The 26,511-nt window shown below is 44.8% G+C and carries 18 protein-coding genes; 5 read left to right on the top strand and 13 right to left on the bottom strand.

Features of this window, described 5'->3' with window-relative positions; genetic code table 11:
* Positions 1 to 79: 79 nt before the first annotated feature.
* Together OH460_RS12205 and malT are read right to left on the bottom strand one after the other, a co-directional pair.
* Positions 80 to 1,000, bottom strand: a complete 921-nt coding sequence (locus OH460_RS12205) for a DUF368 domain-containing protein (protein ID WP_269997398.1) — start codon at positions 998 to 1,000, stop codon at positions 80 to 82.
* Positions 1,001 to 1,562: 562 nt separating this feature from the next.
* Positions 1,563 to 4,271 (bottom strand): HTH-type transcriptional regulator MalT, encoded by a 2,709-nt coding sequence (gene malT, locus OH460_RS12200; protein WP_269997397.1) that lies wholly within the window; start codon positions 4,269 to 4,271, stop codon positions 1,563 to 1,565.
* A 567-nt stretch (positions 4,272 to 4,838) separates the two neighbouring features.
* Between malT and OH460_RS12195 the strand changes: the two genes are divergently transcribed.
* The 3 genes from OH460_RS12195 to glgB all read left to right on the top strand — a co-directional run bounded on the left by OH460_RS12195 (position 4,839) and on the right by glgB (position 12,005).
* The gene (locus OH460_RS12195; protein ID WP_105058471.1) at positions 4,839 to 7,292 is read left to right on the top strand and encodes a glycogen/starch/alpha-glucan phosphorylase; all 2,454 of its coding nucleotides are present in this window, start codon (positions 4,839 to 4,841) and stop codon (positions 7,290 to 7,292) included.
* Between the two features lie 176 nt (positions 7,293 to 7,468).
* The gene (gene malQ / locus OH460_RS12190; protein WP_269997396.1) at positions 7,469 to 9,649 is read left to right on the top strand and encodes a 4-alpha-glucanotransferase; all 2,181 of its coding nucleotides are present in this window, start codon (positions 7,469 to 7,471) and stop codon (positions 9,647 to 9,649) included.
* A gap of 175 nt (positions 9,650 to 9,824) precedes the next feature.
* The gene (glgB, locus tag OH460_RS12185) at positions 9,825 to 12,005 is read left to right on the top strand and encodes a 1,4-alpha-glucan branching protein GlgB (RefSeq protein ID WP_269997395.1); all 2,181 of its coding nucleotides are present in this window, start codon (positions 9,825 to 9,827) and stop codon (positions 12,003 to 12,005) included.
* Positions 12,006 to 12,088: 83 nt separating this feature from the next.
* Here the strand turns inward: glgB and OH460_RS12180 are convergent, their stop codons facing one another.
* The 7 genes from OH460_RS12180 to OH460_RS12150 all read right to left on the bottom strand — a co-directional run bounded on the left by OH460_RS12180 (position 12,089) and on the right by OH460_RS12150 (position 18,381).
* A complete protein-coding gene (locus OH460_RS12180) occupies positions 12,089 to 12,553 on the bottom strand; it encodes a TetR/AcrR family transcriptional regulator (protein WP_269997394.1) in 465 nt (154 codons plus the stop codon).
* Between the two features lie 231 nt (positions 12,554 to 12,784).
* Positions 12,785 to 13,255: a TetR/AcrR family transcriptional regulator gene (locus OH460_RS12175; RefSeq protein ID WP_269997393.1), complete on the bottom strand. Its 471-nt coding sequence runs from the start codon at positions 13,253 to 13,255 to the stop codon at positions 12,785 to 12,787.
* 213 nt (positions 13,256 to 13,468) lie between these two features.
* A complete protein-coding gene (locus OH460_RS12170; protein ID WP_061032134.1) occupies positions 13,469 to 14,308 on the bottom strand; it encodes an energy-coupling factor transporter transmembrane component T family protein in 840 nt (279 codons plus the stop codon).
* Positions 14,305 to 15,999, bottom strand: a complete 1,695-nt coding sequence (locus tag OH460_RS12165) for an ABC transporter ATP-binding protein (protein ID WP_269997392.1) — start codon at positions 15,997 to 15,999, stop codon at positions 14,305 to 14,307. Before OH460_RS12165 ends, OH460_RS12170 begins: the two co-directional genes overlap by 4 nt.
* Before the next feature lie 6 nt (positions 16,000 to 16,005).
* The gene (locus tag OH460_RS12160) at positions 16,006 to 16,554 is read right to left on the bottom strand and encodes an ECF-type riboflavin transporter substrate-binding protein (protein WP_102423600.1); all 549 of its coding nucleotides are present in this window, start codon (positions 16,552 to 16,554) and stop codon (positions 16,006 to 16,008) included.
* 301 nt (positions 16,555 to 16,855) lie between these two features.
* Positions 16,856 to 17,986, bottom strand: coding sequence for an HlyD family secretion protein (locus tag OH460_RS12155; protein ID WP_008215839.1), 1,131 nt, complete (start codon positions 17,984 to 17,986; stop codon positions 16,856 to 16,858).
* The gene (locus OH460_RS12150) at positions 17,986 to 18,381 is read right to left on the bottom strand and encodes a DUF3302 domain-containing protein (protein ID WP_061032136.1); all 396 of its coding nucleotides are present in this window, start codon (positions 18,379 to 18,381) and stop codon (positions 17,986 to 17,988) included. Before OH460_RS12150 ends, OH460_RS12155 begins: the two co-directional genes overlap by 1 nt.
* A 248-nt stretch (positions 18,382 to 18,629) precedes the next feature.
* Between OH460_RS12150 and OH460_RS12145 the strand changes: the two genes are divergently transcribed.
* A complete protein-coding gene (locus OH460_RS12145; protein ID WP_269997391.1) occupies positions 18,630 to 19,532 on the top strand; it encodes a DMT family transporter in 903 nt (300 codons plus the stop codon).
* A 96-nt stretch (positions 19,533 to 19,628) separates the two neighbouring features.
* On the opposite strand, the gene OH460_RS12140 is transcribed toward OH460_RS12145, so the two are convergent.
* From OH460_RS12140 to deoD, 4 genes are all read right to left on the bottom strand, one after another.
* A complete protein-coding gene (locus OH460_RS12140) occupies positions 19,629 to 21,209 on the bottom strand; it encodes a GGDEF domain-containing protein (protein WP_269997390.1) in 1,581 nt (526 codons plus the stop codon).
* Positions 21,209 to 22,678 carry a hypothetical protein gene (locus OH460_RS12135; RefSeq protein ID WP_269997389.1) on the bottom strand — a complete coding sequence of 490 codons (1,470 nt, stop codon included), beginning with the start codon at positions 22,676 to 22,678 and terminating at the stop codon, positions 21,209 to 21,211. Before OH460_RS12135 ends, OH460_RS12140 begins: the two co-directional genes overlap by 1 nt.
* A gap of 185 nt (positions 22,679 to 22,863) precedes the next feature.
* On the bottom strand, positions 22,864 to 24,333 hold the full coding sequence (locus tag OH460_RS12130) for a lactate dehydrogenase (RefSeq protein ID WP_269997388.1): 1,470 nt from the start codon (positions 24,331 to 24,333) through the stop codon (positions 22,864 to 22,866).
* An 82-nt stretch (positions 24,334 to 24,415) separates the two neighbouring features.
* Entirely contained in the window at positions 24,416 to 25,126 is a 711-nt protein-coding gene (gene deoD / locus OH460_RS12125) for a purine-nucleoside phosphorylase (RefSeq protein ID WP_048661021.1), read from the bottom strand.
* 348 nt (positions 25,127 to 25,474) lie between these two features.
* Here deoD and OH460_RS12120 point away from each other — a divergent pair, with 348 nt between their 5' ends.
* On the top strand, positions 25,475 to 26,470 hold the full coding sequence (locus tag OH460_RS12120) for a L,D-transpeptidase family protein (protein ID WP_269997387.1): 996 nt from the start codon (positions 25,475 to 25,477) through the stop codon (positions 26,468 to 26,470).
* The last annotated feature ends 41 nt before the right edge of the window (positions 26,471 to 26,511 follow it).

Genomic DNA, 26,511 nt, shown 5'->3' with positions numbered 1-26,511 from the left:
TCGCTTTGATTCAATTTTCTGATACGTCGCTGTTTAAGGAAAGCACCCTACATGCGAAATGCCGCTCGATTGTTAGAGGTTAGTCAGCATTGCGCTCAGCAAACTTTTCTAAGCCAAGAACTAATGCGATAGCGACCAACATCATGATCACAGCCAAGGTCAGTTGAGAAGGCTGAGAGGTGACGGCTTCGAAGTTAAATGGAGACAAGTTCTCTTGAATGAGAGGCACTTGCTCACCTTTAGAGTTGATGCGCCAGCTGATGGTCTCTTTCCAAGGCCAGATCTTAGGCAGCGTACCGATCATCAAACCAGTTAAGAACACAAGCGTGAAGTCGCGGAATGAACGCAATAGCCAAGACAGTACATGTGAGAAAGTCAGCAGTCCAATCACACAGCCCGCAAGGAATAGCGCAAGTACATCGACTTGAAATGATTTAACGGCACCAAGCACTGGGCCATACATGCCAATCAGGAGCAGAATAAAGCTGCCTGAAATACCGGGTAAAATCATCGCGCAGATAGCAATCGCACCCGCAATTAAGACGTTGATGCTGGTTGGCTCCATTTGCAGTGGTTTAAGCACTGTAATGCTATAAGCAAAGGCAACACCAAGCAGTAAAAACACGAATCGAATGATATCGCGCTTTTCTACTTGTTTAAGAATATGGAACACCGACACCAAAATCAGGCCGAAGAAGAACGACCATAGAGGTACTGGGTGAGTGACCAATAACCAAGATATCAGTTTTGCGAATGTCGCAATGCTAGTGAATACGCCTGCGAACAAAGAGATTAAGAAAAAGCCGTTGATGTGGTTAAACGCGGCTTTGAAGCCTTCGCGTTTCCATAAACCAAGTACGCTAGGGTTAATTCTACGAATGCTTTCTAATAGCGTATCGTAGATACCTGTGATGAATGCGATGGTGCCGCCTGAAACGCCTGGGACAACGTCAGCTGCGCCCATGGCCATGCCTTTGAAAAAAGTACTTAAGTAGTTCATTGCTTCATAGAGTTGAGGGTGATTTCGTGCAGTATACAAACTTTGCTGTCAAAAAAGTATGAATATGCTACTGAGAGGGTGCTTTTCTTACTCTCTTAATTGTAAGGCAATACGTTGATGTGAATATCAGCCTAACATTTAAAATACAATCACTTAGTAATTTATCATTAATGCTAGGGATGAAACTGGTCTCTTATCAATATTGCATCTTGATTGCATTATGCAAATGCACTTTGCAATTCGCATGTGAAATTAGCCGTTTTTATGCGATGCAGGGCTTATAAAATGCCTAATTAAAGTTGGCACGCTAACTGCATAGTATGAAGTGACCCTTCTTAAGCCGAGGGTCACCTAGCCAACTGACGTTGTTAGTGAACCTATGATTTGTTCACAAATATATAGAGCCAATCGCGATTATTGCGGTTGGCTATTTTTTTGCCTGTCATTTGGTGTTCTCCTTTTTCTATTCCCGCCTCTATACTTTCAGGCTCTGAATTTCAGGCGAAAAAAAAGCTAGCCACCGTCGGTGACCAGCTTATGTTTTCTCGAATTTCGAATCCGTTTAGTAACCCATTAACTGCAACAAATTCTCTGCTGTGCTTATCGCTTCTTTACGGTTAGCAATGTTGAGCTTTTGATAAAGATTTCGAATGTGAGTTTTGATCGTGGTGCCTGCTACATCCAGTTCTTGAGCGATTTGCTCGTTGCTGAAGCCAGAGTAGATCAAGCCCAGTACCTGCCATTCACGTTGAGTGAGTGGACTGGTACGTACAAGTTCAGGAATGTTCGGGTGATTAACCAAGTTTTCAACAAAGTCTTCATCAAAGTGAACTGAGCGGCTGCGCTGAGTAGTCGAGATATCCTTCATGATTTGTTGTGCTCGGTGACGTTCTAAATCACCTAAGCCTGGCTTGTTGCTCAACTTATCTAGGATATGTCCGATAGTGCCACCATCGACCAAGAAGTTACCGACCATGCCTGTTTGATTGGTCATGTGTAGGGCTTCTTCAAGCAATACACGTGCGCTGTCTTCATCGTTGATTTGTGTGCGTAAAACAGCCTCGACGATCAAGTTTCTATTCGTATCGGTAATCAAGTGTGAGCGCTGTGCTTCGCTTTTTAAGAATGCTAATGCCTCTTCAGCCTCTTCATATTGCTCAAGAATAATGTGAGCACGCACGATGTTTCGCCACTGAAGCTGACAGAAGTGGTTGCTAGCAGACTCCGGTCTTACAGCAACGCTTAGCCAGTCACGGATTGCATCTTTATCGCCTTTCACTTGCCAGAACAAGATCAGAGACAGTGAAGCATTCGCCGTCCAGTCAACGTGGTAGGTTGATTGGCGTAACAAGTGTTGGATCTGGTCGATAAACTTCGACGCTTTGTCGATCTCACCACGGCTCAATGAAATACGAGCTAGCATTGAGTAACTATGAAGGTGTTTACTTGGAGAGTGGTGACCAAGGATATCTAAGCCTTTGTAGCAACACTCTTCCGCTTCATCTAAACGGTTCCAACACCAGAAGATCTGAGCTCGTACGCGTAGCAAGAATTCATGTAGAGGTACGTATTGAAGTTGATGCTCTTCAATCAACTTGAACGCGCTGTCTTGCAATTCAAATGCCGCTTGAACGTAGCCTTGAGCAATCAAGATTTCGCTTTGTTGCAGAATCGCCCACAGTGCTTGATGGTAAACCTGATACTGGCGAGCCAACTTCTCAGTTTGCTGCATCATTGGTAGAGCACGGCTTAGGTTACCCATTACGTGATTCACTTCGCCAACAACTGAGGTTGCCACAATGCGGCTGCGATAAACCGTGGTATTAAGCTGGCTTAGAGAAAGCTCTGCGAGTTCGAGTGCTTTCTCTGGTTCGTTGCTGTTAATGGCTACCTGTGCACGTAAGGCGTTGTACTGGCCTTGTTGCTGAGTATCTAGCTCGATGTTTCGTGCTTGATACTGAGTCTCTGCCTCTTCTAACAGGGTGCCCACCTGATCATAACGATGCTGACTTTGCGCCAACCATGCGCGTAACATCGAAAGCTTTGGTTCGCTGTAGAGCTGATCGGTCGTGAGTTGCTTGATTGCCATCTCTAGTGATGACAACTCACCTTGGTTGAACATCTGCCAACCGTGCTCACTGAGGATTTGAACAATCAAATCAGGATCATCGGCGCGCTGTGCGTGACGTAGGGCTTGATGCGGTGTCTTCTGTTTTATCCAGGCCTTTGCTGCACTGCGGTGTAATTCAGCTTCTTGTTGCGGAATGCGAGCTTGGCGTTCATGAGCAAGGAATTCGCCAAACAGGTTATGGAAGCGATACCAGTTCTTCTCTCCCTCAAGAGGGTAGATGAACAGACCAAATCGATTGAGTGATTCAATCATACCAAGTGCATCTTCACGCTGAGTAAGCGCGCAAACCAGTTCATCGTTGAAATGGTCTAATACAGAACATTGCATCAGAAACTGGCGGGTTTCTTTGTCTAGCAGGTCGAAGACTTCTTCAACCAAGTAATCCCACAAATGAGCATGATTGAAGTGAGAAAACGACTCTGCAGACTGCGCCAGTGTACGTTTTTGGTGCTGTGCTTGAAGCGCGATAAGTTGCAGTGCAGAAGGCCAACCTTCGACATAACTACAAATACTATCGGCGGTTGTGTCATCAATGCCATCGGCAACGCGTTGATTAAAGAAGCGTGTCGTCTCTTCGGTATCGAATGCCAAAGAGTCATTGCCCAGTTCGATCATTAAGTCACGAACGCGAAGGTTTGCTGTACCCAGTGGCGGTGTGCCGCGGCTGGTCACAACAAGCGTTAGGTTGTCGGGCATGTGCTTTAGGAAAAAGCGCATGGCTTCATGGATGTCGTCATTATTCACTAAGTGATAGTCGTCCAACACGAGGAAACATTCCTGATGGAACTCAGACATCTCGGCGAAGACTTCGCTTAATAGAGAATGCAGCGATGAAAATTGTCTTTTTTCTGCCAGCTTTTGCGCATTAGGGCAGGCGTTTTGCGTCGCTTTATTGAGTGATTGAAGTAGGTAGTTGATAAAACGGAAGGCATCGTTGTCACTATCATCGATGCTATACCAACCTACGTTAGGTTTTTCTACCAACCACTGGGCAGCCATGGTGGTCTTGCCGTATCCAGCTGGGGAGCGGAACAGTACGAGTTTATAGCAATCTGCATTCTGAAGCAGATCGAGAACCCTAGGACGCAGAATTGCATTGTGTAAGCGGCCGGGACGAGTCAGTTTCGAAGGGATCCACATGTCGAAGTTTTACACCTATTCCGTGGCTATGGTCTGGAATCTATCAAGCACGCATTGAGTGCTGTCCAATGACACTAGCCTAATTACTTAAGTCTTTACTCATATTACGTGAAGCAAAACGACACCGACTATGATCCTCCGCAGAAACCTTGCACTCCTGCATGTTTTTGAGTCTCTACGCCCTTTATTTGTGACTTTTCTCACAAACTGTGGTGGTTCGATAATGTGACTTTGTTTCTGTTTGCACTGTATTTAATGCAAAAGATGATACCCGCAAATTATTTTCGTGATCTGAAACTCAGATTTGACAATGACTGTAATTAGGTCAAATAAAAATCACATCAATCGAAGTTAAGTTATCGAACGGGAGCTTGTGATCTTAGTCACTCCAAGTTTTTGTTCGAAGTCAGAACATGAGAGTCAGATCACTAACCCTATGTCGGTACGCCCCCTACGCCCTCCCATCTACTCCTTGTTTGGCGCGTTAGCGGGAGGATGTTTAGTTTCTGGTGACCATGCACGATATGTCACAGATGAATTAGAACTATTAAAAGCGAGATTTCTGAAATGAAACCAACTCAGCAAAAAACTTTCGATAAAGTGTCGTTCCAAGAAAGCGTTAAGAAACATCTATCTGCAACCTACGCAACTACAATAGAAAACGCAGATAGCCGCGCATGGTACCTAGCAATGGGTCGCGCGCTAGCCGAACTTACAACATTTGACCTGTTAGAAACTGAAAATGACGAGAAAATCAAAAATGCGAAGAGCGTAAACTACCTTTCGCTAGAGTTCTTGATTGGTCGTCTAACGGGTAACAACCTAATTAGCATGGGTCTGTATGAGCAGATCACGCATGCGATGGAAGAGTTAGGCCAGAACTTAACGGACCTTCTAGAAGAAGAACGTGACCCATCACTAGGTAATGGTGGTCTTGGTCGTCTAGCAGCATGTTTCATGGACTCTTGTGCAGCACAAGAATTCCCAACAGTAGGTTACGGCCTGCACTATGAGTACGGTCTATTTAAGCAGTCTTTCGAAGACGGGCGTCAAAAAGAAGCACCGGATGCATGGCGTGGCGTTGAAGGCTACCCATGGGAAATCGCTCGTCCAGAACTTGCGCAACACATTGGTTTTTACGGTCATGTTGAAGTTGAATACATTGACGGTAAAGAAGTGCGTACTTGGGTTCCAGGTATGGAAGTAAAAGCAATGCCTTGGGATCTACCAATCGTTGGTTACGAGTCAAGCACGGTTTACCCACTGCGTCTTTGGGAATGCCAGGCAATTGCACCATTCTCATTAGCAAGCTTCAACAATGGTGATTACTTCGAAGCGCAACACGCACTGATCGATGCTGGTAACATCACTAAGGTTCTATACCCGAATGATAACCACGAGAAGGGTAAAACGCTTCGTCTAATGCAGCAGTACTTCCACTCTGCAGCGTCTGTACGTGACATCCTACGTCGTCACGAAGCAGCAGGCTTCTCTCTAGCGGATCTTCCTAAGCAAGAGACTATCCAGTTAAACGATACGCACCCAACAATCGCGATCCCAGAGCTAATGCGTATTCTTATCGATGAGCGCGGCCTATCTTGGGATGAAGCGTGGGAAATCAGTGCACACACATTTGCATACACGAACCACACTCTACTTCCAGAAGCTCTAGAGACTTGGTCTGAGTCGCTAATCCAGCGTCTACTTCCACGTCACATGGAAATCATTTTTGAAATCAACCACCGCTTCCTGCAAGAAGTTCGTAAGATGTGGCCTGGTGACGGTGAGAAGCAAGCGAAGCTTTCTATCATCCAAGAAGGTTTCCACCGCATGGTTCGCATGGCAAACCTATGTGTCATTGGCTCTTACAAGGTAAACGGTGTAGCAGCGCTTCACTCTCAGCTAGTTAAGAAAGACTTATTCCCTGAGTTCAACGAAATCTTCCCAGGTAAACTGACTAACGTCACAAACGGTATTACACCACGTCGTTGGTTGAAGTTCTGTAACCCAGGTCTATCTGCGCTAATCACAGATAAGATCGGTTCAGAGTGGCCTGCGAAACTTGAGCAGCTAGAAGGCATTGCTAAGTACGCGACAGACGCGAAATTCCAAAAAGAATTCATGGCTGTTAAGAAAGAAAACAAACAGCGTCTTGCTGATTGGGTTCAAGAGAACATGGGTATCGAGCTAGACACTAACGCTATCTTCGACGTACAGATCAAGCGTCTGCACGAATACAAGCGTCAGCACCTAGATTTGCTACACATTCTATCTCTGTACCACCGTATCCTTAACGAACCTGGTTTTGAGTGTGAGCCACGCGTTTGTTTCTTCGCAGCGAAAGCAGCACCGGGTTACCACCTAGCGAAAGAGATCATGTTCGCAGTGAACAAGGTTGCCGAGAAGATCAACAACGATCCTCGCATCGGTAACAAGCTTAAGGTGGTATTCATCCCTGACTACCGTGTAAGCATGGCGGAAATCATCATCCCAGCGGCTGACGTTTCTCAGCAAATCTCGCTAGCGGGTAAAGAAGCATCGGGTACGGGTAACATGAAGATGGCTCTAAACGGCGCTCTAACTATCGGTACGATGGATGGTGCGAACGTTGAGATCCGTGAAGAAGTGGGTGATGAGAACATCTACATCTTCGGTCTAGACGTTGATGGTGTACAAGCACTGAAAGCTCAGGGTTACAACCCATACGATTACTACAATGCAGACCCACTACTGAAGGCGTCACTTGATCTACTAACAGGTGAAGAGTTCACACCAGGTCAACCAGGCCTTCTACGTGCAACGTTTGACAGCCTGCTAGATGGTGGTGACCCATATCTATGTCTTGCTGACTTTGCTTCTTACGTGAAAGCGCATGAAGACATGGGCACGCAATACAAAGACCAAGCGGGTTGGGCTAAGAAAGCGATTCTTAACACCGCATTGGTTGGCAAGTTCACATCAGACCGCTCTATCCGCGACTACGTGAACAATATCTGGAAACTAGAAGCGGTTAACCGTTAATACTTCCAACGTAGCCAAGGCAGCCTCTGCCTTGGCTCAATTAGCTTGTGAGCAAACAGATGGTTTAATTCCGATAGAAATGCTCACAAACTGATTGTCACAAGCTAATTGATTAGTAACAGATTAAATAACAACCCTACAAAATTGAAAGCGTTAGAACGTTTTCGGAGAGAGCGATGAAAGAACAGACCGTATTAAAACAAGTCGCAGAAATGGCAAACCTTGCCGACAGTTACGTTAGTGCGTGGGGCGATGAAGCACAGGTATCAGATGAGACAATTACATCTCTACTGGCTTCATTGGGCTACGATACAAGCAGCGATGATGCACTGCTTAAGTCAGCAGAAAGAAAACACAAAAAAGATGTACTAGACCCAGTTCTTGTCTTGCGTGATGGTGAGCCAGTAGAAGTGGCGTTGAATCTAGGTGTAAGCGCTCGTGAAAGTGAGTTCAGCTGGCGTTTAGAGACCGAGCAAGGAGAGGTACTTGAAGGCTATCTTCAATCTCAAGTCGTTCGTGATGAGCGTGCAGAGGGTGGCCCTTTAGTGTTTGCATTGCCAAGTGATCTGGCATGGGGTTACCACAAGTTAATTGTGAGCCGTAAGCGCCGTAAAAAGCCTTACGAAATGACGCTAATTATTACACCTAAAGCGTGCTTTAAGCAGTCGCCAATTGAAGAAGGCAAAAAGCTTTGGGGCCCAAGTGTCCAGCTTTACACACTGCGCACTCAGCATAACTGGGGTATCGGTGACTTCGGTGATCTGAAACAGCTGGTTGCTGACATCTCATCACGTGGTGGTGATTTTGTAGGTCTTAACCCAATTCACTCTCTATTCCCAGCGAACCCAGAAGGTGCGAGCCCATACAGCCCGTCTTCACGTCGTTGGTTGAACATCCTATACATTGATGTGAGCTCAGTTCCTGAATTTGCATTAAGCGCTGAAGCGCAACAAACAGTAGGCAGCGCAGAGTTCCAACAGCGCCTTCAGAAAGCACGTGATGCACATTGGGTGAACTACACCGAAGTGTCTGAGCTGAAAATGAGCATCTTGCCTCTGCTATTTACAGAGTTTAAAACTCGTCACTTAGACAAAAACAGCGATCGCGCACAAGCATTCTTAGCGTTTGTTGAAGAGGGCGGTGATAGCCTGATGCACCAAGCGGCATTTGACGCTCTGCACGGTGAATTGCATGCTGAAGATTCTGGTATGTGGGGATGGCCGGTATTCCCTGAGAAATACCGTACATTCGACAGCCCAGCTACTCAAAAGTACATCAAAGACAACCTAGATAAAGTACATCTTTACATGTACCTACAATGGCTAGCTGACTGCCAAATCAACGATGCTCAGTCATTGGCAGAAGAAAAGGGCATGGCGGTTGGCTTGTATCGAGATCTAGCGGTAGGCGTTGCGGATTCAGGCAGTGAAACTTGGGCTGATGAAGGTAATCTTGTGATGGATGCAAGCATCGGTGCTCCGCCAGATATTCTTGGTCCATTGGGTCAAAACTGGGGTCTTCCACCGCTAAACCCAGAAGTACTTCAGGCGACGGGTTATGATGCTTACATCAAGTTGCTTCGAGCAAACATGAAGCACTGTGGTGCGTTGCGTATTGACCACGTATTAGGCCTGCTTCGTCTATGGTGGATTCCAAAAGGTGAAGACGCAACGAAAGGCGCATACATCTACTACCCAGTTCAAGACATGCTGTCGATTCTTGCTCTTGAATCTCATCGTTACCAATGTAGCGTTATCGGTGAAGATTTAGGTACTGTGCCGGATGAGATTGTCGATATCTTGGCTGATGCGGGTGTTCACTCGTACAAGGTGTTCTTCTTCGAAACATCAGAAGAAGATGGTGGTTTCATCTCACCTGCTCATTATGCTGGACAGTCGATGGCGGCGCTATGTACTCACGATATGCCAACACTACGTGGCTTCTGGCACTGTGATGACCTGAAAATGGGTCAGGAGATTGGCTTGTACCCGGACGCAGAGCAATTAGCGGGCTTGTTTGATGATCGTCTAGAGTGCAAACAGGGAATCCTAGATTCAGTCGCGTGGCACGGTTTCTTGCCTGAAGGTGTTGGTCGCGATGCTAGCCAAGTACCAATGGACTCATACCTTGCTGAAGCACTGCAATTACACGTTGCTGCTGGTGGCTCAACATTGCTAAGTGTTCAGTTGGAAGACTGGTTGGAAATGGACCAGCCAGTAAACATTCCTGGCACGGTAGATGAATACCCGAACTGGCGTCGTAAACTATCAATGAACCTGGACGAAATATTTGCACATGAAGGCGTGAATCGAATCGCTTCCAAGCTGACAGATGTTCGAGAAAAAGCAGGTAAATGATGAGTTTGAGTGACCTGAAAATCAGTGGTTTTTTGCTTACGGCGTACGAAACTACAACCTTGGTCACTCAATAATGAATGCTCATCTGGTAGAATAAATCGTCGTTATATTGCCCGCACTAATAGCGGGCATTTTTGTATTATATTTTTTGGATGTTTGGTTAGGGAGAAACGTTTTGGAACTAAGTTCGATTTCAAAGCAAAAACAAATATATACCCAACTATCACAGGCTTGTTTCACTGACCCGTTTGCGTTTTTAGGGCCGTACTTACCTTCAGCTCAAGGTGCATTACGCGTATGGATCCCTGGGGCAGATAAAGTCGAGTTGATTGTTGGAAAGGAACCTCGTATTGAGTTAGAGCGAGAGGATGAAAGTGGCTTCATTCTTAAGCAACAAAGAGATTTGCGTTTTACTCACTATAAGCTCGCGGTTGATTGGGCGGGAGTAGAGCAGATCATCGATGATCCGTACCAGTACCATGAGCTGTACGCGAGCTACGAAGATCTTCACACACCTAAAGATATGTACCATCACATGGGGTCTCAGTTTGTTACGCTAGAGCGTGATGGTCAGACAATTTCTGGTACTCGCTTCTTGGTTTATGCACCGCATGCAACAGCGGCAAGCTTAGTGGGTAACTTCAACTCGTGGGATGGTCGTCGCCACCCAATGCAACGTTTGGACTACGGTATTTGGGGCTTATTCATTCCAGACTTGGAAGAGGGCGCTCAATATAAGTTCGAATTAAAAGGTCCAAATGGTGAAGGCTTACCGCACAAGGCTGACCCATGGGGTTTCTACTCTGAGCAGTACCCTTCGTTTTCTTCTGTGACTTACGATCACGCTCGTTATGAGTGGCAAGATACGAAATGGCAAAATCGCCCAGTGACAGAGAAGCGTAAAGAAGCGCTGTCGTTCTATGAATTACATGCTGGTTCTTGGAAGCGCAATGCTGAAGGTGATTTTCTAAACTACCGTGAGTTAGCGGCAGAGCTGATCCCGTACCTAACCGATCTTGGCTACACTCACGTCGAATTGATGCCAGTTTCAGAACACCCGTTCTATGGTTCATGGGGTTATCAGCCTGTTGGTCTTTTCGCACCAACTAGCCGCTTTGGTTCACCGGATGACTTCAAATACTTCGTAGACCAATGTCACCAAGCCGGTCTTGGCGTGGTACTTGACTGGGTTCCAGCACATTTCCCAAGCGATGACCACGGTTTAGCTAACTTCGATGGTACACCATTGTTCCACGATCCGGACCCACGTCGTGGTTGGCATCAGGATTGGAACTCGTACATTTATGACTTAGGTCGCGAACATGTGCGTCGTTTCTTAGTCGCAAACGCGCTGTACTGGTTTGAGCAATTCCATATTGATGGTATCCGTGTGGATGCCGTAGCTTCGATGTTGTACCTCGATTACTCGCGTAGCCACGATCAGTGGATTCCAAATGTTGATGGTGGCAACGAAAACTATGACGCCATCGCGACATTGAAATGGATGAACGAAGAGGTATACAAACATTTCCCGAATGCGATGACTATTGCGGAAGAATCGACGGCTTTCCCTGGCGTTTCTGCACCAACCTTTATGGGCGGCTTAGGCTTCGGCTTTAAGTGGAATATGGGTTGGATGCATGACAGCTTGTCTTACATTCAGGAAGACCCAATTAACCGTAAATACCACCACGATACGATTACTTTCCCGCTGATTTACGCACACAGTGAGAACTATGTATTGTCACTGTCTCACGATGAGGTGGTTTATGGTAAAGGTTCTATCCATAACAAGATGCCTGGTGATGAGTGGCAGCAAACGGCTAACCTACGCGCATACATGGGTTACATGTATGCACAACCGGGTAAGAAGCTTAACTTCATGGGGGCCGAGTTTGGTCAGACTGCAGAGTGGAACCATGATGACCAACTGCAGTGGTTCTTATTAGACTACGAACGTCATCAAGGTGTCCAAAAGCTAACCAAAGATCTCAACCATCTTTACCGCAATGAAGCTGCGATGCACGATCTTGATTTTGACCCGAAAGGCTTTGAATGGCGTCTACAGGATTCAGCAGAAGCAAGCATTCTAGCTCACGAGCGTATCAGTGAATCTGGTGAGCGTGTGCTGGTGGTATCGAACTTTACGCCAGTACCTCACGAGCACTTCCGTTTAGGCGTGCCGGCACAAGGTCAGTATAAGTTGCTATTGAATACCGACTCTGTAGATTACGCAGGTAGTGGTTTTGAAGTGAAGCAGGTTGCTGAAATTGAACAAGTGGAAAGCGAAGGCTTAGCGACATCGATTGAGCTGCGTTTGCCGCCATTATCAACGGTTTTCTACAAGCTGAACTAGTTAACGAAGATACGTCACTTATTAGACAGAACAAAAAGGGAACCTTAGAGGTTCCCTTTATTATTTCAGCAAATTGATCTGAGCTACTTGAAGTTGGTGAGATAGAGCATGGAGCGTCCTAGCATGGTCTCAAGAAGCTGAATAGAATCGGTGCCAAAACTCTCCAGCATTTTCTCGCGAAACTGACCTTTCGAGGTCGTATCAAAGGCCTCGGGGTGACTAACTTGTGATGCGTGGAAGAACATTAATTTAATCACATACTGGAAACGCTCTGTATCGAGGGCGTTCTCCCATGACTGTATAAACGCCTCTTCTGATGAAAAATCGAGACACTCCATGAAGATCGAGAGCATGGGTTGGTGCAATATGGAGCGGATAGCACGAGTCGTTGGATAATAGCCCTGAAGCGTCGTTAAACTGATACCAATTTCTTGAGCAATCCTTGCATAAGTTAGTGCTTCATGACCTTCAGCAAGAAAAAGGTTGAGTACAATTTCATCGTAGTGCTTTTGGTTTTCTAGTTTCTGTATTTTAGTAATTCGAGACATTTTAAAATTATAGTCGTCTATTTCATATTGAGAAAGTTTAGGTATGTAAGGTACCGAGAACAAATAAATAACAATGAATTTATACGTTATAGCGCTAAATTAGTTTTAATTACAAGGCATTATAATTATCTATAACATGGGTGTGCCTATGGAGTGGTATTCTGCAGTTGTTTTGTTTTAGGCACAAAAAAGGAGCTTTAAAGCTCCTTTTTCAATGGGTGACGTATTTGCTCAGTGTTGTTTGAAGTTCGTTAGATAAAACATTGAACGTCCTACCACAGTTTCAAGGAGTCGAACTGAATCGTTGCCAAAGCTCTCAAACATTTTCTCTCGAAACTCACCATCAGAGCTGATATTGAACTCTTCAGGGCTTTTCACTTGCGAAGCATGAAAGAACATCAATTTAATCACGTATTGGAACTGTTCATCATCGAGAGCATCTTGCCATGATTGGATAAATACTTCCTCTGATGAGAAGTCTAGGCTCTCGATTACAATCGATAGCATGTGTTGGTGTAACACAGAGCGGATAGCACGAGTCGATGGGTAGTAACCCTGAAGCGTCGTTAAACTAATGCCAATTTCTTGAGCAATCCTTGCATAAGTTAGTGCTTCATGTCCTTCAGCTAGAAAAAGGCTTAGTACGATCTCATCGTAGTGCTTTTGGTTTTCTAGTTTCTGTACTTGGGTAATTCGAGCCATTAAAAATCTCTATTTCGAGCAACATTCTGTAAACATAATATTAAGAGTTTCTAAATTAGAATTCAAACCGAAGATGTGAGGAAACGGTCAGTTTATCGTCAAAATCCGATGATTACGGTTTGTTCGGTTAAGTTTTGTTCAAAAGTGAATGGGGAAAATAAAACACCGCCCTATTGAGCGGTGTGTCATTTTAACTGTTTGTTTAAATTGATACTAAAATGGATACCAAAACAACGTTGGTTCAAGAATGCGTTTCGCGATAGCCAACATCACGATTAAACCAATGATAAATAGACAAATAAAATCTATACGTTTTAATGGTGCGTAGCTATACCAAGTGCGAGACTTGTGTCTGCCAAAGCCACGCAGCGTCATAGCATTCGATATTTCATCTGCTCTATCTAGGCTTGAGAAAATCAATGGCCCTAACACTTTAGCAACATTTTTAATGCGTGTAAGAAGTGGCGCTTTCTTAGATAGTTCAACACCACGAGCTTGTTGGGCATGCATGATGTTGACGAAATCCTTCTTAACTTCTGGCAAATAACGTAGCGTTAAGCTCACTGCGTAGGCAATCTTGTAAGGAACACCAATGCGGTTGAGGCTAGCCGCAAACTCAGTCGGGTGCGTTGTGAATACAAAGATCAGCGCTATCGGAAACATGCTCATGTACTTAAGTGTTACGGTCACCAAGTAAAACAATGTCTCTTGGCTCAACGAGTAGTTACCAGGCAAAGCAAGTAATAGTGTTTCGCTACCGATAAGCTCAGTACCTTGTTGAGGCGCAAGTAGATACATGAATAAAGCATTTAGGCTCAGCACACTAGCCGTACCTAACAACAGAGGCTTATAAACCCTAACAGGCACTCTGGTTAGCTTGAGTAGGTAAAGCCCCGTTAGGATAAGTAACGTGATTAACCGTAGGTCGAATGTCGTTAATACAACAGTCACCCAAGCTAAGAAAAGAGCAAATTTAGTGATGCCGTTTAACGCATGCAGCGGTGATTTGGTATCAATGTAGTTGATGCCGAATTTTACTTTTGATGCATTCATAGCGAGCTTCTCTCGTAGTCGATGAAGTACTGCATAAATGCATTGGTGTCGTCGATTTTCATCATGGTCGCGAGTTCATAAATGCTGGTGGTACAAAGATTTGCGCGTTCTAACAGCGATGGTTGACTGAATACTTCCGTCATCGCGGCATTGGCAATCAGCTTGCTGTCAGCAATGACAATTGAGCGTGTGGTGTACTCTAGAACAAGGTGCATGTCGTGTGAAATGATCACGACGGTGATACCTAACTCGCGGTTAAGCTTTTGGATAAACGCCAGCATTGAGGTGTAGTTGCGGTAATCTTGACCCGCTGTTGGTTCATCCAAGATCAGAAGCTCAGGTTCCAAGACTAAGATAGAAGCAATCGTTACACGTTTTTTCTGACCGTAGCTTAGCGCTTCGATTGGCCAGTGGCGGAACTTGCTCAAGCCACACAGCTCAAGAACGTTTTCCACCTTCTCTTTGATTTCCTGCTCTGTAACCCCACGATTACGCAGACCGAATGCAACTTCATCAAAGATCATATGATGCGAGATCATATGATTTGGGTTCTGCATCACTACACCGACTTTCTGGCTTCTTTCGAAGATAGAAAGTTCTGACAGGTCTTCACCGTTAAGGTATGAAGATCCTGAATCTGCATCGATCACACCCATGATAATCTTGGTGATGGTCGACTTGCCTGAACCGTTTTTGCCTAGGATTGATACGAACTCACCCTTACCAATCTTAAAGCTAACATCTTCGAGAGCGTTCTTTTCACCATCGTATGAATAAGTCAGACCGTGTACCTCAAGCAAAGGTTGGTACTGTTTCTCGGCAACTGGAGTAGGGCGCTCTGCAAACCAAGTCTGAACTGCAGGACGGAACCTTTTGTAATCGAGAGCTTTGAGGTTTGATAGTTTATCGTCACTGGTCAAAGGTGCTTTCGCTGCCTTAAGAGCAGATAAATAAAGTGGTTCACGAATACCGTGTGTTTCAAGAAGTTCAGAAGCTAAGATTTCATCGGGTGTCATGTCCGCAACAATTTCACCGCGCTCCATCAAGATCACTCGGTCAATATCGCGGTGTAGAACATCCTCAAGGCGATGCTCGATGATTACGATAGTCTTGTTGGTTTCTTTATGAAGCTGGTCGATGATTTCGATAGTCGCTTTACCCGTTTTCGGGTCAAGGCTAGCCAAAGGTTCATCAAACAACAGGATGTCAACGTCATCAACTAAGATACCCGCTAATGACACGCGTTGTTTCTGACCGCCGGATAGATCATGTGGCGAACGATCAAGCATATCTGCTAAGTCGACCATTTTTGCTGTCGACTTAACCAGAGGGTACATATCAATGTTCGATACTAACTGGTTTTCCAGAGCGAATGCGATGTCTTCGCCAATACTCAAGCCGACAAATTGGCTATCAGTATCTTGTAATACTGTGCCAACCTGCTCGGTATAGTCGTGCATAGAAAAATCAGAAATGTTCTTGCCGTTGATCTCTAAAGAACCGGTAACCTCACCTTTAATCGCGTGAGGGATTAGACCGTTAAGACACTGACCTAGGGTAGATTTACCACTGCCGCTTGGTCCAATAATGACGATTTTCTCTCCTTTCTCTATCCTTAGATTGATATTTTTTAGTGTCGGTTTATCCAGCGACTCATATCTAAAAGAGAAGTTCGAAAATGCTATAGTCATTATCGCTTATGCCTCAGTCAGGTTACGGCTTTGTTTGTTGCGTTTAGCGACTGATTTTAGGATCAGCAAGCCAACAACAGCGATCAGAACGGTGTTACCCGCTGCAATGATAGACAGTTGAGTGAAGACTTTAGTAAACGGTTCTGCATAAAGGATCGTATCTAGGAATGCAGAGCAGCCGTAACCGATCACATTACCGGCAAGGGCAAGTACTACAAACAGCGCGAAGTCTTTCATAGGCAAGTCACCTTGCTGAAGGCGGTTTTTGGTCAACATCGGGAATAAACCGATGATCATACCCACAATACCTGAGCCTAATACCCAAGTTAACCAGACACCCCAGCCTGCGAATAGGTCTGTTACCCAGTGGCCAATGAAGCCGACTAAGAAACCTACAATTGGGCCGAACAAAACAGAAAACAGTGCTAACACCGCCATTGCTGGTTTTAATGTCGTATTAGCGAACACTGGGACACCAAACATAGGTAAACCACCAATGCCATACAGTGCTGCACCAATGGCAATGACAACCACTGTTTTAGCTGAAAAGTTCATAGGTAACCTCAAATACTGAAAGATAAAAATAACAAAGAACGTATATTCGCCATTTTTAGTAGGTATCTCATCGAGATCGTTTTTTAGGCAAATATAAAAAATAAGGCGCGCATTATACAGTAGAACCCTTCCATAAGGGAAGGTAAGTGTCTAGATGTCTAAAATTCCATCCAGATACGTTTATTTGATGTAAAAAGCCGTGGTTTGTGGTTAATCAAGCAACAAAAAAGCCAGAGCAGGTCTGGCTTTTTTCAATCACATTAACAGTGTGTTAAGTCAGTTCGACCAAGCTATATCTGGTTTAGTGGTCTAGGTATAGGTAGTTTTGCCAACTCTTCATGCGGATAAGTACTTTACGCATGATAGATACGTGAGTGAAGCTATCTGAATAAACTGCAACTTCGACTGCTGTACCCATAGGTAAGTGGAAATCAGACAGGTCATCAGTAATGGTCAATTTAACAAACACACGGCCACTAGTACGCAATGCCTCTGTACCCAGTAGCGCACCTCTTGCTTGGAATTGGCTCTCACCGATGGCTGGAATCACTTCTTCGATCCGTCCTTTGAAGACTTTGCCTGGTAATGCTCTAAACAGGAACTCTGCTTCGTAGCCTGGTTGTAAGCGCTGCAAAGAGTTTTGTCTAAAGGCTGCGGTGTAGAACTGGTCTTCTGTGTGAACAAAAGTCATCACCGGAGCAAGTGGCAGTGGCACTGCCATAACACCTGGGCGCAGTGCTAATTGTGTCACGTAACCATCGGTAGGCGCTCTGACGACAGTCTGCTCTAAGTCAAACTGAGCTTTACGCAATTCAGCTAATAGGCTTAATACTGCTGTATTCTCGCCACCGATCTCAGAATCCAAAGCAATTTTTGCTCTTTCTAAAGTCGCGTCTGCCACTTTAACGGCAGCTTCTGATGCTTTATACGCTTGTCTGCGAGTATCCAGTTGTTGCTCAGTAAAGGCACCACTGTCGTAACCGCGTTTGTAACGAGAGAACTCACGTTGAGCTTTGTCTCTCTCAGCAATGGCTTTGATTCTTGCAGCTTCAGCTTCAGCAACGTCAGATTCCATTCCTAGCGCACCTTGGCTTGCTTCCTTTACTTTCGCTTCTAATCTTGCGACTTCAGCCTCGAACGGAATAGGATCGATTTTAAAGAGGATATCGCCCTTTTTCAGAGGCTTATTTGCCTCTACTGGCACTTCAATTACTTTACCTCTAACCCCTGAAACGATAGGCGTTGTTGAGTAAACTTGGTTACCAATCTGAGTGAAAGGGTGGTTGTAGTTCATCAGTAAGATCAAAGTACCGATGATGATCACACCGCCAAGAACAGCAGTAGGGACAGTCCATTTATTTAGCGGAATGTTGAACACCTTAAAAATGGTGATACACAGTGCCGCGTAGGTCATTATCAGCAGTAAATCCATTACTTAACCTCCTGATCTTGAGCTTTATTTTGATCGTTATCTTGCTTACTTTGCTCTGGCTTTGCTTTCTTGAGTTGTGAGATTTCTTCCTGAAGAGTGTTCACTTGGTCGATTAAGATATCAACACGATGGTGAATGTCGTGCTGTTCTTCTTCGAGTTTGGCAAAGCCCCACCCACGATCTTTGCGCCATAATGTCGCCCAGATCCAAAGAAACGGCCAGATAGTATGTAGAGTGAAAAGGCTAACCCAGCCAGAGACATGAATAGCATCTTGATGAGGATGATTGCGTTCTTTCGCAATTTCATAGGGAATATCGTGAATGACGATGATGCCGTAGAAGATGACTAATGCTACGAAAATCAGTAGACCGAGCGCAAAGTAGTCTAAAAACATAACAGATCCTTGTGATGTTAGATATTAGTTATAAATATACTACGCTATCATCCAAGTAATTGTTATCAAAATGATTTACCGAGTTATAAATAATGTGTTTTTGCTTCTAATGTGAGCGATGTCATTATTGGAACTTATAAAATCACTCTCTAATTTATTGAGTTATTTCTGTTATCTTGTTTGTCATACTGACTCAATAGTGATCGTTGAAATACGCGGGATGCACATAACCACAAGGATGGATACAAATGTATATAGGTGAAATAGCGGCGATCGGTGCCGCTATCGTGTGGGCGTGTGCGACTTGGATTTATGGGCAATTTGGGCATCGTTTCTCAGCAATGCAGCTCAATATCATCAAGGGTTTGGTTGCTTCAGTCATGATGCTGCTTGTGATGCCACTTATCCCAATGCCAGAGTTTGAGCTGAGTGCTAATCACTTTTGGATATTGGCGATTTCAGGGATTATCGGAATCGCAATTGGTGACAGCGCCTACTTTGCGGCTTTGAAAAGAATCGGTGCCAACAAGACACTGTTGCTTGAGTCTTTAGCTCCACCTCTTTCTGGCGTTTTGGCGTTGATGTTTCTAGGTGCTGCGTTGACACTTCAAAGTTGGCTCGGTGTTGTCATCACCACGCTAGCGGTGACCTTCGTTGTATTTCAACCATCTAAATCGATGAGCGGTGATTATACTAACCAAGCGCAATGGAGCGGCATTGGGTACGGGTTAGTAGCAAGTGTGTGCCAAGCTTCAGGTGTGGTCATTTCTCACTATGCTTTGGTCGCTGGTGATATCCCACCATTGTTGGGGGCGTTGATTCGCCTGGCAATCGGCGTGTTTGCGGTGATGATTATTATTCCTTTTGTTGAGAATAAACCTTACTCATCAATCAAAAGGGATTTATGGGATATGACTAAACTCGACAAGCTATGGTTACTCAGCGCCATTTTTGTTGGGACGTTTCTCGCGCTTTGGTTGCAACAAATTGCTTTAAAAAATGCCAATCCCGCGATCGCTCAAACATTGATAGCGACCAGTCCGGTCTTTATTCTGGTGATCTATGCGTTGAAGGGGGAAAAGGTCTCAAAGCAAAGTCTCATAGGCACGCTTGCCGCAGTAGGAGGAATATCTTTGTTCTTCTATCAATGACGTCTTTTCATGAATAGATAAAGCTCGAAGCAAGGTATTGTTTTGCTATTGGATAGTGCCGAGCTGAAGTGGTTCGGCACTACTTTAACTATTTCATTACTCGGTGCAGACTTGGTTTCGACCGTTTGCTTTTGCACGATATAAGGCTTTGTCTGCTCGATAGAAGGTACGCTGTGTATTCTCGCCCTCACGATGCATCGTGATACCAATACTGACTGTCAAACCGCGCTCCCCAAGTATCTCATGCCAACCGAATTGGAAGATGCGCTCTCGATAATTTTCAGAGTGCATTTCTGCTTTAGGAAGATCAGTGTTCTCTAGAATGACGAGGAACTCTTCTCCACCAAATCTGACACACGACGCACCTCTAAACTTAAAGTATGAACGCAGCTCTAGAGACACACTAACAATCGCTTTATCGCCCACTAAGTGACTCAGTTCATCATTGATAGACTTGAAGTGGTCAATATCGATAACCATCAGTGCGAAAGAGGTATCGTGCAGCAGCATGTCCTTCAGTTTTACATCTAACCAGCGACGGTTGTGTAACCCTGTCAATGGATCAGTGAACACGTCTTGTTGAAGCTGAGCCACCGCATTCTTGTGTTGTTCAGTCGTCTCTTTCAGCTCTTTGTTCTCTTGTTCAGAGAGAATGAGTTTGAGTTGTAACTCAAAACGGGACAGGCGGCGTAGCTGACTTGCACCGAGTTCACTGATCGGGATCTGCTTCATCAGATCGGTTTCAATTCGGTAGCCTTTTTTCTCATAGCTTAGCGCTTCTTGAAAGCGCTCTTGATTCATACACACATCACTTAGCGAATCATAGAACCGTTTAGCGAGTACTGGGGATGAGTAAACCTTCATGCGCTTGTCTGTACTCGACAAGATCATACTGGCGTATTCTTGTTTGCCGATGGCACTTAAACAATGAGCGAGCTCGAGACGTGTCATGGTTGCTAACCAACTTGCTTGAGTGTTGTTAGCAGAGTATTGAATCTTAGACAGGCAACGCAGCGCCTCGTGATATTTCTTCTTTGCACGCAACACTTTTGCTTGGTAAAGCAAGATCTGAGCGGTAAGCAGTTTGTTACTGACCAGAATACTGAGTTCTTCACACTCATTGAGTAAGTCGCTAGCGGCAGTAATGCGGTTGAGTAGCAGTAGGCTCGCGACCATATGAAGCTTGAACTTGAGACGAAGCGAGCGACTACTTATCGCATGGTCTATGCTATTGATTTTTTGGTAATAACGAAGGGCTCTACTGTGGTCGCCATAAGCGTCACACAGGTTACCCATGCCTAGAATTGCCATTACGTATTCATCAATATAGCCATGTTCAACCGCGATGGATGATGAGCTAACGAACTCATTAAGCGCCGAAGTGTAATCCCCAACTTCTACCAAGCGATCACTTAGGCTGGTTTTGACGGTCAGAATATCTTCTATATCTGTTGGCAAATTTAATAGATTGAGTGCCAGTCTAAGTTCTTCGATACTGGTTTGGGTTTGCTGCAGTTCAGCGCGATATTCCGAACTAATGATATAGCAGTGCGCTTGCTCGGTTTTGGTTGTCGAAACATGCTGGCGAATATGGTTCCAGAATATGATCGCTTCTTCACCTGAAACGGAAGAAGGGTCTAGACCTGCATCGGTGATTTTACTTAGTAGCGTTTCCATCAAACTCTTACCTCGGCATCGTCTTCTTCTAGTTGTTCAAGAGTGAATGGGAACGTCAAAATGTCATTGAGGCTGACGGTTGGTTTTGAACCTTTTAATCCTTTTCGGTGCCATGGATAAATATCAAGCATGGTACTTAGAGTTTGGAAGGTTTGCTCTGCGGCTTCGCCTTTTTCAGAGAGCATGAGAGCAACACGCTCAGAACTGAGCCTTGAAATGAAGTCATTTTGATTACATAAGGTGTGAGCGATTTCGGTGCAGACATCTAAATAGTCGGGATCGACGTGTTGGAACATGATAATGCTGTGGTTTGAACGCTTAAGCTCTGTTTTGAACAGAACCAGCTGTTCCCACCAAAAGGTTTCAGACACGACATAAGAGAAATGCTTTTCGGGGTCATACTCGTGTTGGCCACGAATACGGTTGATGAGCTTTCTCGCTCTCTGTTCGAGTTGGCGTTTGGAGCTGCGCGCTTTATCTAGACCAACTCGAGTAGTCTGTTCTCGAAGCATACCGATAGAATATTGACGGTACTTTTTAAAGGCGATCAAAGCGGCTTTAAAATCCTGGTTTTCTTCTGCGACCAAAGATTGCTGATAACAGATTTGGCTGAGTAGCTCACCATTATCAAATTCGTTTGCTGACTCTTCCGCAAGCCTAAGCAGTTCCGCGGCTTGCTCTGGTCTTTTTCGTAGCAACTCTAGACGAGCACGACTGATATACGAGTGCGCTTTCATCCAAACTAGGTTGTGTTCAACTGCCAAGTTGTGCGCTTTGGCTGTTGCACGTTCAGCGTCGTCTAAGCGCTCAAGGCCAAGTAGAGCTAAGCCTCTGAAGTCCCATACTTCTGCGTGCCAAGTGTTGTCTTTATGTTCTTTTAACGCTTCCTCTGCACCATCTAATACTGACAGCATTTCAACATAGTTGTTGAGTAGGTAGTAATCCCATGCGAGAAGGATTCTTGCCTTGCCTTCTAACCAACCAATACGGCTGTTGTTGGCTACTTTAACGGCAAGCTGGTGTGTAGAACGAGCCAGCTTATATTCGTGAGTCATTCGCCAGATGTTGCCAAGGCCAATGAGGCATTCGATTTGAATCTCGACCTCATCGACCAGCGCTGATTGTTCTAACGCATTGATCCAGAACTGTTGTGCAGAATAGTACTTGGCTTGTCCCCAGAACTGGAGCGCGTGTAAATGGAGGATTTCGGGCAGAAAAAGATCGGTATCTAAGCGGCTTTGTCGCTTATAGGCTTCCCTGATGTACTTTAACCCTTTTTGGTAATCCATTAGGTTCCAGCAACATCTCGCCATCAACATTAGCGACTGAATCGCTCCTTCTTCAAACAGAACTTGCTCAGATCTGACGAGGCATTGCTGAGCTATCTCAAGGATCACCAGCGGTTCAGAGTCGACACGAGTTTTGAGTTGTTCTAGTTCTGTTTCAAGAAGGTACTGATTTTTGTCCAAGGCTTAGATCCGTAATTATCGAACATATTGATAACACAATCATTATAAGAGTGTGATTTAGGATAAGCACCAATTATCTTTCTTAGAGCGCTAAAGGAACACGTATCTTTTCCAATTATGGGTGTTACCTCATGTTGTTACCTAAAAATCAATGAGTTCCCGAATAATTATCTAGAGCGCTTTTTTTATGAAAGTAGTTGCTTTAACGTCAATGGGTGCTCCGCTACGCCTAAGCGCTGCGCTGCAGTGAGTCCTTGCTTATCTTGGTAGCACAGATTGTGCCAAGCTCTAAATATGTCGAGTAATGGAAGAATGCCACCAGGACGAAGCTTACGTCTAGGCTCATTAATAAAGCTATCAAATAGCACCTGAAAGCGCTCTTGATAAAACTTAGTTTGTTGAATTGATGCGGTATTAAACCACTGTTTTGGCTCCGGATTACTGCCTGTTAGGTAGCAGATACCTTTCTGCTTATCACCTTGATTAGCAATAGCCCAACGATCGCGCCACCAACTCATATGAACGATGTCGATCTTTTCAAAACTGTGATCGTCTTGCCAGCCGGAATCTTCTTCTACGTACATAAGGTCAATATTTTGACTCTGGATACGCGGCAAACAAACGCTAAGGGCGGCAGATCTTAGTAATGGATCTTGTGGCATATAGATCGCTACGTGCTTATTTTCATCGCACATGTCTAATACATGCAGGAAGTGAGCATAAGACGTATAAGGCGGTCGAATGAGCGCCCCTTTTGACGGATAGCTAAATGCAGTGAGATTCCCCATTGGGTCCTCAACGTTGCCTCGCGCCAAAATAACTTGGTATTGTTGCTCAATACGCTCTTTTAGCTTGTCAGAACGTTGCGGTAGCTCAAGGTTAGCCTCTGAAGAGTGCTCTTTAGATACAAAGCGTGCCACATCATCATACGGATTGTGGTCAACGTTACCTGATGGCTCTTCATTTTGTGAGTAATTCACATGTTGGCAAAGGATGTATCCAGAGTGCGCTTCACCTGTCGCTATCCAAACCACTCCGTTGCTACTTTGTGGTTGTAAGCGCTGATAATGGGAAGCGAACTGATAGTCTTTGGCATGATTAACCCATCGTGCATCGATCATCGCTAATTTGCGACGGCATCGGCTCGCGATATGGTCAACATGGTCATAGAAAGTCTTTGGGTTAATCTCTAGTTTTCGGCAGATTTCACGTACGGAATAGCCCATGAACAGTAAGCCCATGAGGTTCTCTTGAAACTGGAGTTTTTTATTGGAACCAGACCACTTGTCAACAAACGTTGATTGGCAGTCTTTGCATCGATAACGCTGCCTGTCGCCGCTGTAGCCGAAGGCATGATAAAGATGTTTATGGGTATGAACCGATAAGCCGAAGTTATCGCAATCGTCATTACGACAAGCAGGGAGCCCATCGCTATGAAGTTGCCTTAGGCGATGAAGTTCGCTTAACACTTCACGATTGTTAAGTAAGGGGGGGAAAGCTCCACATTCACGACAAACCATCGCTGGACGCTTAGGGTTCGCGTGTTGCAAAACATAACGTTTTGCATCGCTCAAGCCAAAGTTGTCACACGCCAATGTTTTACAAAAGTTGAGTTGCAAACCATCCGCATCTTTTGGCAGCTTGTCGTTAGACACGATCTCCCCCTCGGGATTATTTGAGCAGCCAAGTGAGCTTGGCTGCGGGGTAACGCCTTTCAATGTATCTCTTATCAAATCGTTAGATGTTGATTGCAGTCTCTAGAGCAACTTTCATCATGTCGTTGAAAGATTTTTGACGCTCTTCAGAGCTTAGTTTCTCGCCACGGATGATGTGGTCAGATACTGTTAGGATAGTCAGTGCTTTAGCACCAAGGTCTGCAGCAACGCCGTAGATACCAGCCGCTTCCATATCAACACCTAGGATGCCTAGCTTTTCCATTTTTTCGAAAAGGTCAGCTTCTGGAGTGTAGAAAAGGTCTGCAGAGAATACGTTACCAACTTTAACTGGAACTTCTTGTGCACGTGCTTGGTTTACTGCTTCTTCTAGAAGACCGAAATCAGCGATTGCCGCGAAGTCGTGGTTGTTGAAACGAATACGGTTTACTTTTGAGTCTGTTGAAGCACCCATACCGATAACAACGTCCATCAATTTAACGTCGTCACGTACTGCGCCACAGCTACCTACGCGAATTACGTTCTTTACACCGTACTCAGCAATTAGCTCGTGCACGTAAATGCAGCATGATGGGATACCCATACCGTGGCCCATTACAGAAACTTTCTTACCTTTGTAAGTGCCTGTGTAACCGAACATGTTGCGAACGTCACAAACTTGCTTCACGTCATCAAGGAATGTTTCAGCAATGTATTTTGCGCGAAGCGGGTCACCCGGCATCAGTACTGTTTCTGCAAAATCACCAGCTTGAGCGTTAATATGAGGTGTAGCCATGGTCGTTCTCCAAAGTTTAAACGGTAATTATAGGAACAGGATTTAATCAATTACCGATTCTGTTGAATTGAATTCGTTTTGTTGAGGCAATATTAGCGAGTTAAAACGAGGCTCCATGAGACCCTAGTCACAAAATGGCTCTACTATTATCGTTTTATTAATATTGATAACTAAATATGTTGAAATCTTAAAGGCAATCGATTTTGTGTGGAATAATTGAGGGTGATTTAAAGAAAAAACTCAAATTAAAGATCGATTGCATATGGGGCTTGAAGTAACAATTCGTTGTAGAGACGTTTAATCAACGATAATCTAAACTTTGATAAGGACAGTAAACCAAGGAATTGTATGTTGTATTGCGCTAACTCGACGCTTTTGTACTCCATGACAACACAAATACGCAAGACCGTTTCGTTTGTATTGAGAGCAACTACGTTTGCAGTGAAAGGTACTTTGATTGCTGCTGGAATGGTGTCGTCGTGGGTGTCTGCGGCAACCTTTGAACTGCCTCCTGAAGAAAGTCGCATTGTAGGTCGAATACAACAGCACGAAGTCGCAGCAGGTGAAACGCTAGCGAACATTGCAAAGCAATACGATATTGGTTTTCTCTCGTTAATGGCGGCAAATAAAGGCGTTGATCCTTTCCTTCCTGCTGAAGGCTATGTACTGAGTATCCCTAGTCGTTTGATTCTGCCGGACACCCCAAGAAAAGGAATTGTGATTAACCTTGCCGAGTTAAGGCTGTATTACTTTGAGCCCGAGAAGAACCAGGTGCACGTATTCCCTGTCGGCATTGGTCGAGTAGGACGTGATACGCCAGAAATGATCACCAAGATAAGCCAAAAAAGACCCAACCCGACCTGGACACCACCGAAGTCAATCCGTGAAGAGTATCTAGAGAAAGGGATCGAATTACCTAGGGTGGTTCCAGCTGGGCCAGAAAACCCATTGGGAGAATATGCATTGCGACTTGCTTATGGTGCGGGGGATTATCTTATACACGGTACTAACAAAGACTTTGGTATCGGTCTGCGTGTTAGCTCAGGTTGTATCCGAATGGAGCCTAAAGATATAGAGTGGCTTTTTGAACAGGTAAACCGTGGTGAGCAAGTGACCATTATTAATGAGCCGATCAAGGTTTCATTAGAGCCAGATAGAAGTGTGTTTGTTGAAGCGCATGAGCCATTGACTCGAAGTGATGGTTCGAAAAAATCACTACAAATCCCGGTAGAGTTGAAATGGTGGCTTGAAGATGCCGATCTACCAAACTCAAAAGCCAAAGCGGTTATCTTTGCTCAAAATGGTGTGCCTGTTGAAATCGCACCTCCTGTGATTGAATTTTAACTCGTAGGCTTTTGTTGAGAGTCGGTTTACTTTCTTCTTTT

This window comes from Vibrio sp. Makdt, from assembly GCF_027587015.1.
Lineage (GTDB): Bacteria > Pseudomonadota > Gammaproteobacteria > Enterobacterales > Vibrionaceae > Vibrio > Vibrio chagasii_B.
Note: the sequence above shows the minus strand (reverse complement) of the source record. Positions and strands in the feature narration are given on the sequence as shown.